Source organism: Ochrobactrum sp. Q0168 (assembly GCF_016427605.1).
Lineage (GTDB): Bacteria > Pseudomonadota > Alphaproteobacteria > Rhizobiales > Rhizobiaceae > Brucella.
On sequence record NZ_JAELXQ010000007.1, the window covers coordinates 69,568 to 84,820 of the forward strand.

The following is a 15,253-nucleotide window of genomic DNA, read 5'->3' on the forward strand; positions in this document are numbered from 1 at the left end:
AATGACAGACACCTTCCACGCAAACGCGACGACCATCGATTGGCAAGAAAGCGCATTTGACATTCTGCGTGGTGTCGCCGCATATACTTCAAGCCCGTTAATCAAGGGATTGTCGAAGGTCATTGCCCACCACCCCGAGGCGGATCTCGGCAATGCCTTCAATCACAAGCAAGTGGGCTGCAAGATATGGGCGCGGCAATCGCTGTTTGAAACCTTTGGCGGGAAGTTCAACCGCATCGCTATACTGGGTGGCTGGTATGGCATTTTGGCCGCGATGTTTTTTGATGATCAGCGCTTTGAGATTGAGGCAATCGACAGTTTTGATATCGATCCTGATGTTGGTGCCGTCGCTGAAACTTTGAACAGCGCATGGAATGATCGGTTTCGGGCATTCACGGCCGACATGTATGATCTTGCCTATCCGGAACTTGGGGCCGATCTGGTGATCAACACCAGTTGCGAACACATCGCCGACTTGCCCGCCTGGCTGTCACTGTTGCCCAAGGGAACTCGCGTTCTCCTGCAATCGAACGACTATTTCAGTGAGCCCACCCACGTGAATTGTGTCGCGACGCTGCATGAATTCGTCGCTCAGGCGGCGTTGGAAACGACCGCTTTCGCCGGTGCATTGCCCATGAAGAAATATACCAGATTCATGCTGATCGGTACGGTTTAGCGCACATCCCGAAAAGTGTGAAACGGTTTTCGGACACGATGTGCGTGAAAACAAAAAGCTAGCGCGCGGCCAGAAGTCCATGCAGGATCTCTGCCGTGCGATGCGCGCCGTCGAGATCCAGATTGTGAGCGGGCAAACGAGGCGCGGCAAGCGCCTTGCCTATGGCGTCGGTCATGCTATCCGCTGATAACTCGTCTTCGGTGAGAACGGACGCAAGGCCCAGCTTTTCCAGATGGCGTGCGCGTGCCGTCTGCTCGGTCTCGCCGCCCGCCGTAAATGGAATGAGCAACGATCTGCAACCTGCACCGAGGATATCGCACACCGTATTATATCCCGCTTGCGAGACGGACAGGCGAACCCCCCTCAGCAGGTTTGGAAAATTCTGCAGGAAGCGGAAGATACGGACATTGTCCGGGGCTTCGGTTGTGATTTCGTCAAAATCCGATTGCAACAGATTGGGACCGGTTACAATGCACCACGAAAGGTCGGGCGACAGGCGCTTCGCGGCCCCAAGCGCTGCACGGATGAGCAAGGCACCTACAGCTCCACCTCCAGCCGATACCACGATATTGAAGGTTTCCGATGGTGGCGAGGGTGGAGGTGCTGCGACGAGACCGGTATAGATTACCTTGTCGGCAATATCCGCGTGCAGCGGAAAACTGTCCTCCAGACGCGCAAACTGCCGATCGCCATGCACCAGCACATGATCGAAATAGCGCTTCACCGTGGCGACACTTTCCTCGTCGCGACCGGGCTTGGCGCGCTCCTGCAGGATGTCACGCAATGAGGTTAGCACCAATGGCTTTTGGGTCATCCTGCTGATTTCATCGAGCAGGGGGATAAGTTCGAAACGAACCTGCCGACGCCCAAAGGGAAACGCCTCGATGATGACGATATCGGGTCTGATATCGCGAAATGTGGCAAGCAGCAGGTCACGGCGTGCAACCTTGAATTCATGGGTCACCGGATTGCCGAAGGCGTCGGCAAGGCCCGAAAAACCGGCGTCGCCGGAAGCAATCGCCGGTAGCGCCACATGTTTGATTTCCGGTCCCGGAAATCCGGGAACAGGCATGCCGCCGGTGACCACAGTGACGTCGAAACCATCTTGGGTCAGCGCGCGGGCAATGCGGCTGGCGCGCGCAAGATGACCGATGCCGAGCAGGTGCTGGACATAGAACAACACCCGTGGACTTACCGTCGAATGCCTCATTTGCTTCGCTGCCATTCCGTTTCGAACAAGGACTTCAATTGACGGATACTGTTGTGGAAGTTGAACTCTGTTCGCACCCGCTTTTCGGCGGCGCGCCCCAACCTATGGCGGAAATCCGCATCGCGGATCGCAGTTTCCATGGCAGCCGCCAACGCCGCCGGGTCCTCAGGCGCAACGAGCAGACCATTTTCCCCATCCACCAAGAGTTCCGGTACACCGGAGATGTTGGTGGAGACCGAGATCAGGCCCTGGCTCGACGCTTCCACCAACACATTCGGCAGACCATCCCTATCGCCATCCGTGGTGATCCGGCAGCCAAGTACGAAAATATCGGCGGCTTGATAGCCCGCAAGGACGTCCTTCTGGTCGAGCGCGCCCTTCCAGATGATTTTGTCGGCAATCCCCAACTCGCTCGCAAGCGCTTTCAGACCAGCGATCCTGTCGCCATCACCGATGTGCTCGAACCGCCAGTGGAGGTCTTTGGGCAGCAGGCTGAGTGCTTTCAGCACAATGTCATAGCCCTTTTTCTCGACGGCGCGGCCAACGCTCAGGATTCTGACGGGATCGTCGGGATCGCTGCCATTGCGCCGCGAACGGTTGCCCTCAAAAGGTCCGAACCGGGCGAGATCAAGGCCATGGTAGCTCAGATGCACGTTGGACTCAGGGCCTCCCAGTTGACGCAGATGGTCAAAGCCCGAATGCGTACAGGTGACGGTCCACCGGGTGCTGGTAAGTTTACCTTGCAGCTCCCAATCTGGCGAAGTCCATATGTCCTTGGCGTGAGCGGAGCATGTCCATCCAATGCCGGTGATCTGGCTCGCATAGGCGGCAACGGATGCTGGGGTATGGATAAAATGCGCGTGAATCCATTTCGCTCCATCCGGCCACTCCGCTGCCAGCACAGCCGCCTGCCCGAAACGCCTGATACGATTGCGCGTCGGGTCTTTCCGAAAATCTTTGAGGACTGCCTTCAAACCGCGCCAGAAGCCGGGGCGCGTCGTGCAGGCGATCACTGCGGATAGAACGCGGCGCGGTTCCTCGCGGAGATATTCAGGCAGATAATGTACTGGTGCACGAATTTCGTCGTGCACGGGATGGGTCTTCTTATCCGTCGGTCGCCGCAGTGCCACGAGAACCAGATCGAAACCCGACTGTTCCAACCCAAGCAATTCCTGGGCGATGAATGTTTCAGACAGGCGCGGATATCCCTTCAGCACCACCACAATTTTCCGGCGATATGACACGCGATTATCCCCTGACGAGTGACAGGTGGTTCGGCTGACGTCGATCCATCAGATCCCCGACAATTTGCGAGATATGAGGTAAGCCTTCGAGCCTGAAACCTTTGAGCGCACTCTTCGAGGGTGCGGGCCTGCTGGGCAGAGCTTTGAGTGCTGCGGCCATGCGCACGGGGTCTTCGGATTCGCTTGGAAGCAACATGTCGATCAGTCCAAGCTCTGCGGCCCGTTTGGCCCGGATCAATTGTTCTTCGCGCGGAAGGACACGTGGAACGATCAATGCCGGCTTGTCGAAGGACAGAATCTCGCAATAGGTGTTGTAGCCACCCATGGCAACGACGGCCTTGGCGCCCGCCACCAGTTCCTCCATCCTGTTATCGAATTCGATGACCTCGATATGAGGGATCGCCTGACTCTTGCTGATCATCTTGCGGCGCTTTTTCGCGGGCATGTAAGGTCCGAGCACGACCAGCGATTTGTGCTGGAGCGTATGATCGTGCTGGTAAGCCCGCACAACATCGTTGACGAGATCAGCGCCATCACCACCTCCGCCAGTCGTAACAAGAATATAGTCGCCCTTTGGACGGTGACCCGGAACCTCCTGATCGGAGACGCTGCGTTGCAGAAAGCCGACAAAGCTCATCTTGTCGCGGACGCTCTTGGGGACGTCGAGACCAACGAGCGGATCATAGAAATCCGGCGGCCCATAGACCCATACCGAGTCATAGAACCTGTCGATCTTCTCCATCACGTTTTTGCGCTTCCACTCGGCATCGAGCAAATGCGGTGCATCCATGACCTCGCGCAGGCCCAGAATCAATGTTGCTCCACGGGTCTTGAGATAGGTGAGCGTCTCCTCGACTTCGCCTTTCATGCCCATTGGTTCTTTATCGACGATAAAGATATCAGGCTGAAACGTTTCGGCCGTATGGCGGATAATCGATTGGCGCATCTTCAGTGTGTCATGGAGATCGGTGTGCCGTTCCATCGACTGGTATTCGCCATTGCGTAGCTTGATCACGCTTGGAATTTTGACGAAATCGACGCGCGCGCGGTAGTCGAATGCACCGGCAATCGTGGCGCCGGATATGATCATAATATTCAAACCGCGATAGTCTTCGACCAGCGAATGGGCAATCGTTCGGCAGCGCCGCAAGTGGCCCAGTCCAAACGTGTCGTGACTATACATCAGGATGCGGACATGCTCCAGGCGGCGCGTCATCATACAAACCTCGCCGCAATTAGAGCATTTCCCGCAAGATTGCGAAGCGTCTCCGCGGGGAAATCAATTCGCTGGACTGATTTCTTATCCCGCTTCGATGCGTAGGATAACGCGTAAAAACAACTAGATAGAACGGTTCCACGATTCCGTTTTAACGGGAACTGTTCTAGGTGACGTAAGCCGTGATATGGGAAATTTTTCATCATATGAACATCCACCTCAACTATACGGATCAGCGACATCGCGCAGACCGTCACCTAGAAAATTGAAGGCCAAAACAACCAGGATAACTGGAATGATCGGGAACAGCAGCCAGGGGTAGAAGACGATCACACTCACACTTCGGGCTTCTGTCAGAAGGATACCCCAGCTGGTTATCGGTGGCCGTAGCCCCAGTCCGAGAAAGCTCAGTGCGGTTTCACCCAGGATCATACCGGGAATAGACATGGTCGCAGTCGCGATCAGGTGCGACATGAAACCGGGAATGAGATGTCGCCCGATAATGCGCGGACTCTTTGCGCCCATCAACTGGGCCGCAAGCACATAATCTTCTTCACGAAGTGAAAGCAACTTGGAACGCACGGCGCGCGCCAGTCCAGTCCAGTCGAGCAGTCCAAGGATGGCGGTAATACCGAGGTAAATCAGCATCGGGCTCCATGTAATCGGCATGATGGCGGCAAGTGCCATCCACAGGGGTATGCTTGGAATAGACTGAAGGACTTCGATGATTCTCTGGACGATGAGGTCGAAAACTCCACCATGGTAACCGGCAAGGCCACCAATAACAATTCCCAGCGTAAAGCTGATAACAATGCCGATCACCCCGATTGTCAGCGAAATTCGAGCGCCATAGAGGATGCGCGACAACACATCGCGCCCGAGCCGGTCAGTGCCAAGAAGGAACATCTGACCACCCTCCGCCGGGCAGACCAAGTGTAAATCCGTCGCGACTATACCCCAGAATTTGTAGGGATCGCCAGAGCAGAAAAACCGCAGCGGCTCGATCTGGTCTTTTTGATCGACATAGACCCGGCGAAGCGTGTCCATGTCGAGCGTCATCTTGCGACCATAGACGAACGGCCCGACGAAATTGCCGTTGTCGAAAAGGTGGACCGTCTGCGGCGGCGCATAGATGAAATCGACGTTGCGTGTGTGAAGATTGTAAGGCGCGAGGAATTCGACGAAGGCAATCATCACATAGAGCGCGCCGAGAAAGATGGCAGAGGCGAGCGCCAGCTTGTGCTTTTTGAATTTCCACCACATCAGTTGCAGTTGGGATGCCCGATAGAAGCGGTTCTGCTCTTCGGTCATGACATCAATCGAATGCGGATCAAAAGGCACCGTCGAGACAAAGTGGGGCAGGGGCGCACCCGGTTCGGGCAGGGGGGATGATGTCACTTTGTGCTCCCACCCTGCAGTCTGATACGTGGGTCAAGAAAGGCGAGCGCGATATCGGAGATCAACACACCTATCACAGTCAATGTTGCAAGAAACATCAGGAATGAACCTGCAAGATACATGTCCTGGCTTTGCAAGGCCTTTATAAGCATCGGTCCTGTCGTTTCCAGCGAAAGAACGATTGCAGTGATTTCAGCGCCGGAGATGATCGCAGGCAGGATGGAGCCAATATCCGAGATGAAAAAGTTGAGCGCCATGCGCAATGGATACTTCACCAATGCGCGGAACGGATGCAACCCCTTGGCGCGTGCCGTCACCACATACTGCTTTTGCAGTTCGTCGAGAAGATTGGCGCGCAAACGTCGGATCATCCCGGCAGTGCCCGCAGTGCCGACAATCAGCACGGGTATCCAGAGATGGGAGAGGATAGAGGATGCCTTGGCCCAACTCATCGGTTCAGCCAGATATTTCTGGTCCATGAGATGTCCAATCGAGGTGCCGAACCAGATATTGGCGAAATACATCAGGATCAGCGCGAACATGAAGTTCGGGATGGCAATGCCCAGCAGGCCGATCAGTGTCAACCCGTAATCCGCCCAGCTATACTGATGCGTCGCCGAATAGATACCGATCGGGAAAGCAATCAGCCATGTGAAGAGAATCGTGAAGAACGACACCATCACTGTCAGCCAAAGCCGGTCGCCCACAACATCACTGACGGGAAGCTGATACTCGAACGAATAGCCGAAGTCCCCCTGCAGCATCCCGGCAACCCAGTGGAAATAGCGCAGCACCGGCGGCTTATCGAATCCATACTGGACGCGCAGCTCTTCGATTTCCTGCATGTCGACAGCTTCGCCCTGTGCACGAAGTTCCGAGACGTAACTTTCGAAATAATCGCCCGGTGGAAGTTCGATGATGGTGAAAACCAGAGCAGAAATGATTATGAGCGTCGGGATCATCGCTGCAATGCGCCAGAGAATATATCGCAGCATCGTCAGACGTCCTTTCCATACCAGAACGCATCCGGCATAAAAACCCCGAGAAAGCTGGTCGGATCGAAGCCGTAGAGCCCTTTATCCGGCACATTCTGAAGGCTGTCCGCGCGCAAGATTGGCTGGGGCGTGCTGTTGACGATGCCGATAGAAAACACCTGCTGCGAATAGATATCCAGCATCTGCGTCCAGATAGCGGCCCTTTCGGTCATCTCACTGGAATCCCGCCATTGGTCCAGAAGCGCGATAAGCTGCTTTACCTCCGGAATTTCCGGGGCATGGCCCTTCATCCCGTTCGACATGTAATATATGCCCCAGACAGGCCACTGCAATTGGTCGTCGGATGTGGGGGCGAGCTCGCCCGGGTTCATATCGGCGGTTGGGATGCCGTTATCGAGCCCGGACCACATGGACATCATGATTTCGCCACCCATGGCCCGGCTGCGGAACACGTCACGCTGGGATGTTCGGATGAACAGCGAGATGCCGACCTTCGCCCAGTGATCTGTGACAAGCTCGAGGATATCGGTCTCCAACGTGCTTTCACCCGCGGTTTCTACCACGATCTTTGCGGCGCGACCGTCTGGCAGCAGGCGCATCCCGTCCTCATCGCGCAATTGCAAACCGGCGGCGTCCAGCAGGGCGTTCGCTTGTTCTGGATCATATGCGCTCCACGCCGTTCTGTATCCAGGTTTATAGAGCGGGCTTTCGGGGAGGATGGCATTGGCACTATCCACAGCAAGCCCGTAGAACACCGCCTTGTTGATTTCGGTCCGGTCGATTGCCAGCGACAGGGCGCGGCGCACACGGACATCCCAGAAGAGCGCTCGCCAGGTGGCATCACCGGCGTTGAGATTGGGCATCAGGCTCACCCGCGCGCCTTCTGTGCGCTTCCACAAGCTGACCCTGACTGGAAATCGTTTCTCGGAATCCTTCAGGAAGGCGTAGTCGGAAAAATCGAGACCGTGCGCCTGCAAATCGCTTTCGCCAGCGCCGGTCTTGGCGGCAATGATTGCTGGAGAGCTGATGTTCAGGATCACTTTGTCGACATAGGGCAATTGCAGACCGTTTTCATCGACACGATGAAAATAAGGGTTGCGCTCAAAAACGAATTGCTCGGCAGGCGACGGAGTTGTGTTGCGCCATGGATCGAGCGTCGGGAGTTCCGGGTTTTCGGGGCGATAGCTCCGCGACATATTAAAGTGCAGATCAGTCCATTTCTTGACACGGTATTGCTTCATCAGCGCCGAGAGCCGAAAATTGTCCTGATAGTCCTTGTGAAACTGCTTCATGTATTTCGACGGCAGAACAATCGTCAGCGCCTGTGGCGCCGCCAGTTGCGGCAGGAAATCCGGATTGGGAGCGTCCCAGCTATATCTGACCGTCAGCTCGTCAATGACCTCGAACCGGGGCGGCCTTCCATCCACCAGCAAGACCCTCGGCGGCCCGCCTCGCTTCAGCTCCGTATTGAGCATCACGTCTTCCCAGCAATAGCGGAAATCCTCCGATGTCAGATAGGAACCATCCGACCAGCAATGCCCGGGACGTATCTTGAAGGTGAAAACCGTATCCTCGACCGTCTCGAAGCTTTCGAGAATATCTGCATGTAGATTGAGCTTTTCGTCATAGCCAACCAGACGGGAATAGCCATAGAGCGTCATCAGCCGTATGTCTTTCTGGTTGCCGATCAAGGTTCGGATAACACCGCCATTGACGCCGGGTTTGCGACCAAGGGCTCCCATGTTGACGATCCTTGGTGTTTTGGGCAGGCGGTCGGCTAGATCGGGCAGCACGCCCGGCTGCGGCAGTGAATAGTTTGGCAGCGGCGGATCCGCTCGCGAAACACCAGGTAGAAAGCAGGAAGCAAGCATGCCGAGAGTGGTCCGCCGATTGATCAAGGCTTCAACTCCCGCACATCTGCCGTCTTGCGCGCAAGCACAAGGTGCCCGTCGCCCAGATCCATCGGAGTCAGCATGTCGTCCGGTCCGTCGTTGCGGAACTGAACACCCCAGTTTCGTTTGTCGGATGCGCCGCTGGTCCGAAGTTTACCAAAGTCAAGCGGGCGGTCGAGATCGGGGAACGGAACAGCTGCGAGCAGCGATTTCGTATAGGGATGGACGGGCGACCGCATCAAGGTGCGACGTGGGGCGATTTCGACAATCCGCCCGGCACACATCACTGCGATGCGGTCGGCCATATAGTCCACCACCGCCAGATTGTGCGAGATGAAGATATAAGTGAGCCCGAGTTCCTTCTGCAAATCTTTGAGAAGGTTGAGGATTTGCGCCTGGACCGACACATCGAGCGCCGATACGGGCTCATCGCACAAGATGAGTTCCGGCCCGAGCGCCAGGGAGCGTGCGATACCGACGCGCTGGCGCTGGCCGCCCGAGAGACCGTGCGGATAGCGATTGAGGTAGCGTCGGTTCAGGCCGACCACGTCCATCAGGTCGGCAACCTTGTCCAGCCGGGATTTCGTATTTCCACGCCCGTGGATTTCCAGCGGTTCGCTGAGAATATTCTGGATTGTCATGCGCGGCGACAGCGACGAAACCGGGTCCTGAAACACCATCTGGATCTTTGTTCGCAGCGCCTGCAGGTCGCTGCCGCTGGCGTCGAGAACGTCAATCGGGCCTGTATCGCCATTGAAGGTCACGGAACCGGCGTCCGGCGTGACGGCGCGCATCAGGATTTTGCTCAGCGTGGTCTTGCCGCAACCGCTCTCGCCGACCAGACCGAAACATTCGCCGCGTAACACATCGAAACTGACGTCATCGACCGCGCGCGTGGGCGGTCCGGCATCTTTCGCGAAAAGAGTTTTGCGGGCTGCGAAGGTCTTGGAGACATCACGCACGGAAAGCAGCACATTGCTGCGATCCTCTTTGAGGACCTTGCTCTTGCCCATCAACTTGGTGACATCGACAGGCACGTCGCGCAAGGATTTCAGTCGTTCGCCCGGCTTCATGTCGAAATGCGGCACGGCCGCCATCAGACCCTTAAGATAGGGGTGAGCTGGTTTGCGGAAGATCGTTTCGACCGGACCCGATTCCATGATCTCGCCGTGATAGATAACGACGACCTCGTCGGCGACATTGGCAACGACGCCGAGATCATGCGTGATGAGCAGCATGGCCATGTTGAGCTTGGCGCGCAATTCACCGAGCAATTCGAGGATTTGTGCCTGAATGGTCACATCAAGCGCCGTGGTCGGTTCGTCGGCAATCAGCAGGGAGGGCTTGCATATGAGCGCCATGGCGATCATGGCGCGCTGGCGCATGCCGCCGGACAGCTCGAACGGATACTTGTCGTAGGCACGGGCCGGATTCTGGAAACCCACAAGTCCAAGCATTTCTTCCGTCTTGTCACGTCGCTCGGCTTTTGTATCTTTGGTATGGATCGACAACACTTCGGAAATCTGGTTGCCGATTGTGTGGAGCGGCGACAACGAAGTGAGCGGCTCCTGAAAAATCTTGCCGATACGGCTGCCGCGCAAGGCGCGTATCTGCGGACCATCGGTTGGCAGACTGAGAATGTCGATAAGCGGTTGGCCGGGCAGGCTGGGGTCTTGGAAAAGGATTCTCCCACTCGCACGCGCAGTGCGCGGCAGAATTCCCATAACCGACTGACTTATAACAGACTTTCCAGAGCCGGATTCGCCGACGAGGGCGGTGACTTTGCCCGGCAGGACACGAAGGTCCGCTTTATTCACGGCCATGATTTCGCCGCCCAGCAAGCTGAAGGAAATGCTCAGATTTTCGATCCTCAAGAGATCTGTCCCTGAGATCATGCTTGCAGGCCTTCACTGTTGCGTGTCCCCGGTGCGGGCACCCCCGAGGTGAACGCTAGCGCACGAATGCCAATGAGTCCATGATTAGATTTCGCGGGTCCAGTAGATGCCATGGCGTAGTGAAAAGATACGCACGGCGTAATGCTTCCTGCCGGAAAGGATTACTTGATGAAACCACAAGCGTTGCTGTCGCGAAGAACGTCCTTGCAGTTGGCCGACCTGCGGAAGTCATCATAATATAGCGTCCATTCGCCGGTCCCCGCCGCGCGATATGGTCCAAATTTAAAATATTGGTTCTTGCCCAAACCAGGGTCGTTGTGGCCGATATAGCCTTTGACTGTCGCGATCCAGAGGTCGTTGGCAAAGATTTCTATATGGCCGGTTCCGTCGGGTCCGGGTTTGGTCATGATCGCAAAGTCAATCCATCCGGAGGCGGGGGAAGGAAGGCTGTTGCCGCGTGGCGTGACGGTGATTTTGTCGGTGCATGCGGAGAAGAGATCGCCATCTTCCGCGACCCAGTTGTCGTCGGTCGCGACGAGTGCCCGCATCTGGTTGGTTTCCGACCGCAACCAAACCGGTGTCGAGCCTTGTTGGCATGTCGCGGCCACGCCTTTCGTCCCCGCGGAGACCGGCGGGTGATAATTCGTTTCTACTGTGATGAAGAGCTTACCCTTGTTGAGCCGCACCGCCAGAAACGGGCTGAAATCGCCTTTTGTCCCGGGGCCGATCTCGCGCTTCCATTGCGCAATCACGTAGCGATGGTCGTCTTGCGGGATGGGGTCGGCGAACTTGACGGCAAAACCATACCAGACGGCTTGGGTATAGGGGACGCGAAGCTCGGTTTTTTCCCAGATTTCCGCCCGCTCGCTGCAGTTTTCTGATGTTGCCTTGCAAGCGGGGCGAACGCTCAGTTTCAGCGCGCGGGCTCCGGTGCGGGTAACGGCGCTCTGAAACTCGACAGATCCCGCTTTCTGTTCATCATTGTCGCGGTAATAAAGCCCGCCACTGGGTGAAAAATCTTCACCGTCGAATGTATCGAAAAGGGGTGTGTTCAATGGATCGGCAATCGCTGGGACTTGGACAAACAAGGTGGATATAAGCAGTGCCACAGCACATGTCTTCATCATTGAAGAAGGTTCCCCTCAAGCTTCCGTGGCTTCTGGTCGCGAGAGTTGCGAAAAAGCAGCATCACTTGCTCGGCCTCGGACCCCGCGTCCGGTTTTTTTCCGCCGGTGGCCTCGACGCCGCTCATCTTCAAGTTTTCCTCACCCGGCGCTAGTATCGTCACCTTGTCCTGAACGCCGCGCAGTTTCTTTTCGCCGAGTGTCACCCAGTCGCCGCCGCAATAGGTGGTGAACGCCTCGCTAGCGATGACCGGGTGATCAGGATAGAGCCTGGTCAGTCCTTGCAGCCGCGCCACTTCATTGACGGCGCTGCCGAAGGTGGAGAACGTCAGCCGATCCTTGAGCCCGACATTGCCAAACATGACATTGCCGACATGCAGGCCCATTCCGTAGCGGATTTCATCGAGGCCCTTCTTCTTTCGCTCGTTGTTCATATCGGCCATGGCTGCGGTCGCCTGACGTACCGCCGCCATTGCCGCGCGCGCGGCGATCTGCGACGGTTCCCGGTGACGTCCACAAGGATAGGCGGCAAGGAACCCGTCTCCGATAAAACTCAGAATTTCGCCCCCATTCTTGTTGAACGGCGCGGCGATTGCGTCGAAAAATTCATTGAGGGTGTCGATATAGACCTGCCTGCCTGCCTTGTCGGCGAGGTCGGTCGATTGTCGCATGTCGCCCATGACGAGTACTGCGCGAATGGTCTCCCCGTCTCCGCGGCGGATCTGGCCCGACAACACACGTTTGCCGGCATTGCTACCGAGATAAGTGGTGACCATATTATCCGCAAGCTTGCCCAGCACCGCCATCTTCGCTGCAACTGCAAGGCTGTTCTGGATTGTCAGCAATATCTCAACCACATCGTCACCGAAGCCGCCCGGCACATCCGTCGTCCATGAACCCATCATGCCCTGGCTGTTGCCATCGCCGAAGGATTGCACAAAGGCGAGATAGTCGGTGGCGCCGATTTCCTTCAGTTCGTCGAAAACCGTGAATTCCGACGGTATTGACGGATCAATTTTACGACGCAGATACTGCAGATTGTTGCTGAGAAGATAAAAATAGGGGCTGTTGAGAAAACGCTCTGCATCCTCTTCGCTAGCCGAAGCGCGAAACCCTTCGACTTCCATGCCCTTGCCGCGTATCCAGGTGAAGCCCAGCGCATCATAGAGCGGATGCAACATCGAAAAACTTAAGTGAACGCGCATCAGCGGCACGCCGGTCGCTGCCAGCCTTTCGCAAAATCCCTCGGCGAGGGTTTCGAGGCTTGCACCGTTGAGTGCGGACTGTTGTAGCCAGTTTAAAACCTGACTGAGCAATGTTTCGGAAATAGGTATCCGGGGGGTGTCCATCGCTTGTTGTTCTTTCCAGCCAGTGGCCCCTTCTAGGGCCTGTCGTCGGCAAATTGCACGGTCCAATATAGCGTGTAATCGCGGCAATGCCAGTTTCACCAAAGCAAAATAGCTCGGTTTTCAGTGAACATATAGTTACCCCTCGGCGGCATGCTTGACAGCGAGCCGGTAAATCCGCCACTGAAGAACATCAATTGACGGAGAGCTATGATCTTGACCGACTCTGCCCCGCTTCATGGAAACCTGTTTACAGCGATCGCCAATCGTTCCGCGCGCGTGGGGGTGATCGGCCTCGGCTATGTCGGTCTGCCTCTGGCGATGACCATCGCCAATAGCGGTTTTAGCGTCGCCGGCTTCGATATCGACCCCGCCAAGATCGTCATGATAGACGATGGCAAATCCTATATTGAAGCTGTATCCGATACGGTGCTGGGGCGGCATGTGGGCGAAAGCCGTTTCAGCGCGACGACTGATTTTTCGAGCCTCGGCGATTGCGATGTCATCATCATTTGTGTCCCAACACCTCTGACCAAACAGCGGGACCCTGACCTATCATTCGTCATCAAGACCTCTGATGCGATTGCCAGAAGATTGAAGGCCGGTCAGCTGATCGTGCTGGAATCCACCACCTATCCTGGTACCACGAATGAGGTGGTACGACCGATCCTGGAGAAGACCGGATTGCGCTCGGGCACGGATTTCTTCCTCGGCTTTTCGCCGGAACGCGAGGACCCCGGCAATCGTGATTTCGAAACGTCGAGCATTCCGAAGATTGTTGCGGGGGATGGTCCGGAGGCGTCCCGGCTCATGGCCGCTTTCTATGGAGCCGCCGTCAAAACTGTTGTTCCGGTCTCGTCCAATGCGACCGCCGAGGCAGTAAAGCTGACTGAAAATATCTTCCGAGCGGTTAATATCGCTCTCGTCAACGAATTGAAGGTCGTCTACGAGGCCATGGGCATCGATATCTGGGAAGTGATCGAAGCCGCCAAGACCAAGCCGTTCGGCTATATGCCTTTCTATCCTGGGCCGGGGCTAGGCGGTCACTGCATTCCCATCGATCCGTTTTACCTGACGTGGAAATCGCGCGAGTATGAACTGCCGACGCGCTTCATCGAACTTGCAGGCGAGATCAATTCGGCCATGCCGCGCCATGTGGTGGACCGGCTGGCTGAAGCGCTTGATCGCCGTCACGGCAAGGCTGTCAGCCGTTCGCGCGTGCTGATAATCGGCCTTGCCTACAAGAAAAATGTTCCCGATATCCGCGAAAGCCCGTCGCTTAAACTAATTGAGTTGATCGAGGCCCGCGGTGGATCGACAGATTATCACGATCCGTTCGTCACCACGATTCCCCCGACACGCGAATATATCGAACTGCGTGGCCGCAGCTCCGTCGAGCTCACGGAAGAGCTTGTCAAGAATTATGATGCTGTGCTGATTGCCACCGATCACGACCAGATCGACTATCAGGCGCTGGCCAACTGGGCGCCGTTGATTGTCGATACCCGCAATGCGTTTGGGCGCCGTAACATTGGTGGCGACACAATCGTCAAGGCATAGCATGGCGAATTGTTGAAGAATGCGATCGCGGTTATCATGCAGGAAGAATAAATCATGAGTCGTCTCGACAGTTTCATCCGCCGTCTCTGTGCCCAGCGTGATATCCTGAACAGTATTGCGGACGATACACGCGCAACCCCAGGCGCAATCATGGAGCTCGGCCTCGGCAATGGTCGCACTTATGATCATATCAGGGAGTTGTTTCCCGACCGCCGTATCATCGCCTTCGATCGCATCACGCGATCCTTCGCAAGTTCGACGCCTGACAGCGACAGTCTCGTGGTGGGCGAAATTAAGGACACGATCCGCGATTTTTTCGGCTTCGAGGCGGCACTCGTGCATGCCGATATCGGCACTGGCCATGGCGATCTGGATGCTATGACCTTAACATGGTTGCCCGATGCAGTGGCCTGCGTGTTGAAACAGGGGGGAATTGCAGCCTGCGGACTGCCGCTTGAACACCCGGATCTGGCGCCGCTGCCGCTGCCGCAGAATGTCCCGGCGAAGCGCTATTTTCTGTATCGCCGTCGTTAGCATCAGTGGCTGCCGGTCGATCGGAATCAGAAACTGCATCGAAGCTTTTTGTACCGCTTTTAAGTGACGGGAGATACTTCCATTTTTCTGTAAACGCTCTACAAATATACTGGAAAAAGCGGAGGGGGTTCGCGAATGCATCGGTATAGAGAGAACGTTTGAC

12 protein-coding genes are annotated in these 15,253 nt (G+C 56.2%); 3 read left to right on the top strand and 9 right to left on the bottom strand.

The genetic code is table 11. The annotated features are described in order from the left end of the window. Window position 1 precedes the first annotated feature (1 nt). Window positions 2–676 carry a class I SAM-dependent methyltransferase gene (locus JAU75_RS14055; RefSeq protein ID WP_199057136.1) on the top strand — a complete coding sequence of 225 codons (675 nt, stop codon included), beginning with the start codon at window positions 2–4 and terminating at the stop codon, window positions 674–676. Window positions 677–734: 58 nt separating this feature from the next. Here the strand turns inward: JAU75_RS14055 and JAU75_RS14060 are convergent, their stop codons facing one another. The 9 genes from JAU75_RS14060 to JAU75_RS14100 form a co-directional block, all read right to left on the bottom strand. After that, window positions 735–1,901: a glycosyltransferase gene (locus tag JAU75_RS14060; RefSeq protein ID WP_247880501.1), complete on the bottom strand. Its 1,167-nt coding sequence runs from the start codon at window positions 1,899–1,901 to the stop codon at window positions 735–737. After that, window positions 1,883–3,130, bottom strand: coding sequence for a glycosyltransferase (locus JAU75_RS14065; RefSeq protein ID WP_199057137.1), 1,248 nt, complete (start codon window positions 3,128–3,130; stop codon window positions 1,883–1,885). The genes JAU75_RS14060 and JAU75_RS14065 overlap by 19 nt, the downstream gene beginning before the upstream one ends. 4 nt (window positions 3,131–3,134) lie before the next feature. Continuing rightward, complete coding sequence (locus tag JAU75_RS14070) at window positions 3,135–4,346, bottom strand: glycosyltransferase family protein (protein WP_199057273.1); 1,212 nt, start codon at window positions 4,344–4,346, stop codon at window positions 3,135–3,137. Between the two features lie 219 nt (window positions 4,347–4,565). Continuing rightward, window positions 4,566–5,744: an ABC transporter permease gene (locus JAU75_RS14075; RefSeq protein WP_199057138.1), complete on the bottom strand. Its 1,179-nt coding sequence runs from the start codon at window positions 5,742–5,744 to the stop codon at window positions 4,566–4,568. Beyond that, on the bottom strand, window positions 5,741–6,739 hold the full coding sequence (locus tag JAU75_RS14080; RefSeq protein ID WP_199057139.1) for an ABC transporter permease: 999 nt from the start codon (window positions 6,737–6,739) through the stop codon (window positions 5,741–5,743). The genes JAU75_RS14075 and JAU75_RS14080 overlap by 4 nt, the downstream gene beginning before the upstream one ends. Before the next feature lie 2 nt (window positions 6,740–6,741). Continuing rightward, window positions 6,742–8,637 (bottom strand): ABC transporter substrate-binding protein, encoded by a 1,896-nt coding sequence (locus JAU75_RS14085; protein WP_371836178.1) that lies wholly within the window; start codon window positions 8,635–8,637, stop codon window positions 6,742–6,744. Then, window positions 8,634–10,526: an ABC transporter ATP-binding protein gene (locus tag JAU75_RS14090; protein ID WP_199057140.1), complete on the bottom strand. Its 1,893-nt coding sequence runs from the start codon at window positions 10,524–10,526 to the stop codon at window positions 8,634–8,636. Before JAU75_RS14090 ends, JAU75_RS14085 begins: the two co-directional genes overlap by 4 nt. Before the next feature lie 161 nt (window positions 10,527–10,687). Next, entirely contained in the window at window positions 10,688–11,653 is a 966-nt protein-coding gene (locus JAU75_RS14095) for a polysaccharide lyase (protein ID WP_199057141.1), read from the bottom strand. Next, window positions 11,650–12,999, bottom strand: coding sequence for an adenylate/guanylate cyclase domain-containing protein (locus tag JAU75_RS14100; protein ID WP_199057142.1), 1,350 nt, complete (start codon window positions 12,997–12,999; stop codon window positions 11,650–11,652). Before JAU75_RS14100 ends, JAU75_RS14095 begins: the two co-directional genes overlap by 4 nt. Window positions 13,000–13,212: 213 nt before the next feature. Here JAU75_RS14100 and JAU75_RS14105 point away from each other — a divergent pair, with 213 nt between their 5' ends. Both JAU75_RS14105 and JAU75_RS14110 read left to right on the top strand, forming a co-directional pair. Then, on the top strand, window positions 13,213–14,556 hold the full coding sequence (locus tag JAU75_RS14105) for a nucleotide sugar dehydrogenase (RefSeq protein WP_371836179.1): 1,344 nt from the start codon (window positions 13,213–13,215) through the stop codon (window positions 14,554–14,556). Window positions 14,557–14,610: 54 nt separating this feature from the next. Beyond that, complete coding sequence (locus JAU75_RS14110; protein ID WP_199057144.1) at window positions 14,611–15,090, top strand: class I SAM-dependent methyltransferase; 480 nt, start codon at window positions 14,611–14,613, stop codon at window positions 15,088–15,090. The last annotated feature ends 163 nt before the right edge of the window (window positions 15,091–15,253 follow it).

Bases quoted from the DNA above. Each gene is read 5' to 3' on its own strand.
- JAU75_RS14055 (WP_199057136.1), top strand. From the start codon at position 2: ATGACAGACACCTTCCACGCAAACGCGACGACCATCGATTGGCAAGAA.
- JAU75_RS14060 (WP_247880501.1), bottom strand. From the start codon at position 1,901: ATGGCAGCGAAGCAAATGAGGCATTCGACGGTAAGTCCACGGGTGTTG.
- JAU75_RS14070 (WP_199057273.1), bottom strand. From the start codon at position 4,346: ATGACGCGCCGCCTGGAGCATGTCCGCATCCTGATGTATAGTCACGAC.
- JAU75_RS14080 (WP_199057139.1), bottom strand. From the start codon at position 6,739: ATGCTGCGATATATTCTCTGGCGCATTGCAGCGATGATCCCGACGCTC.
- JAU75_RS14090 (WP_199057140.1), bottom strand. From the start codon at position 10,526: ATGATCTCAGGGACAGATCTCTTGAGGATCGAAAATCTGAGCATTTCC.
- JAU75_RS14095 (WP_199057141.1), bottom strand. From the start codon at position 11,653: ATGATGAAGACATGTGCTGTGGCACTGCTTATATCCACCTTGTTTGTC.
- JAU75_RS14100 (WP_199057142.1), bottom strand. From the start codon at position 12,999: ATGGACACCCCCCGGATACCTATTTCCGAAACATTGCTCAGTCAGGTT.
- JAU75_RS14110 (WP_199057144.1), top strand. From the start codon at position 14,611: ATGAGTCGTCTCGACAGTTTCATCCGCCGTCTCTGTGCCCAGCGTGAT.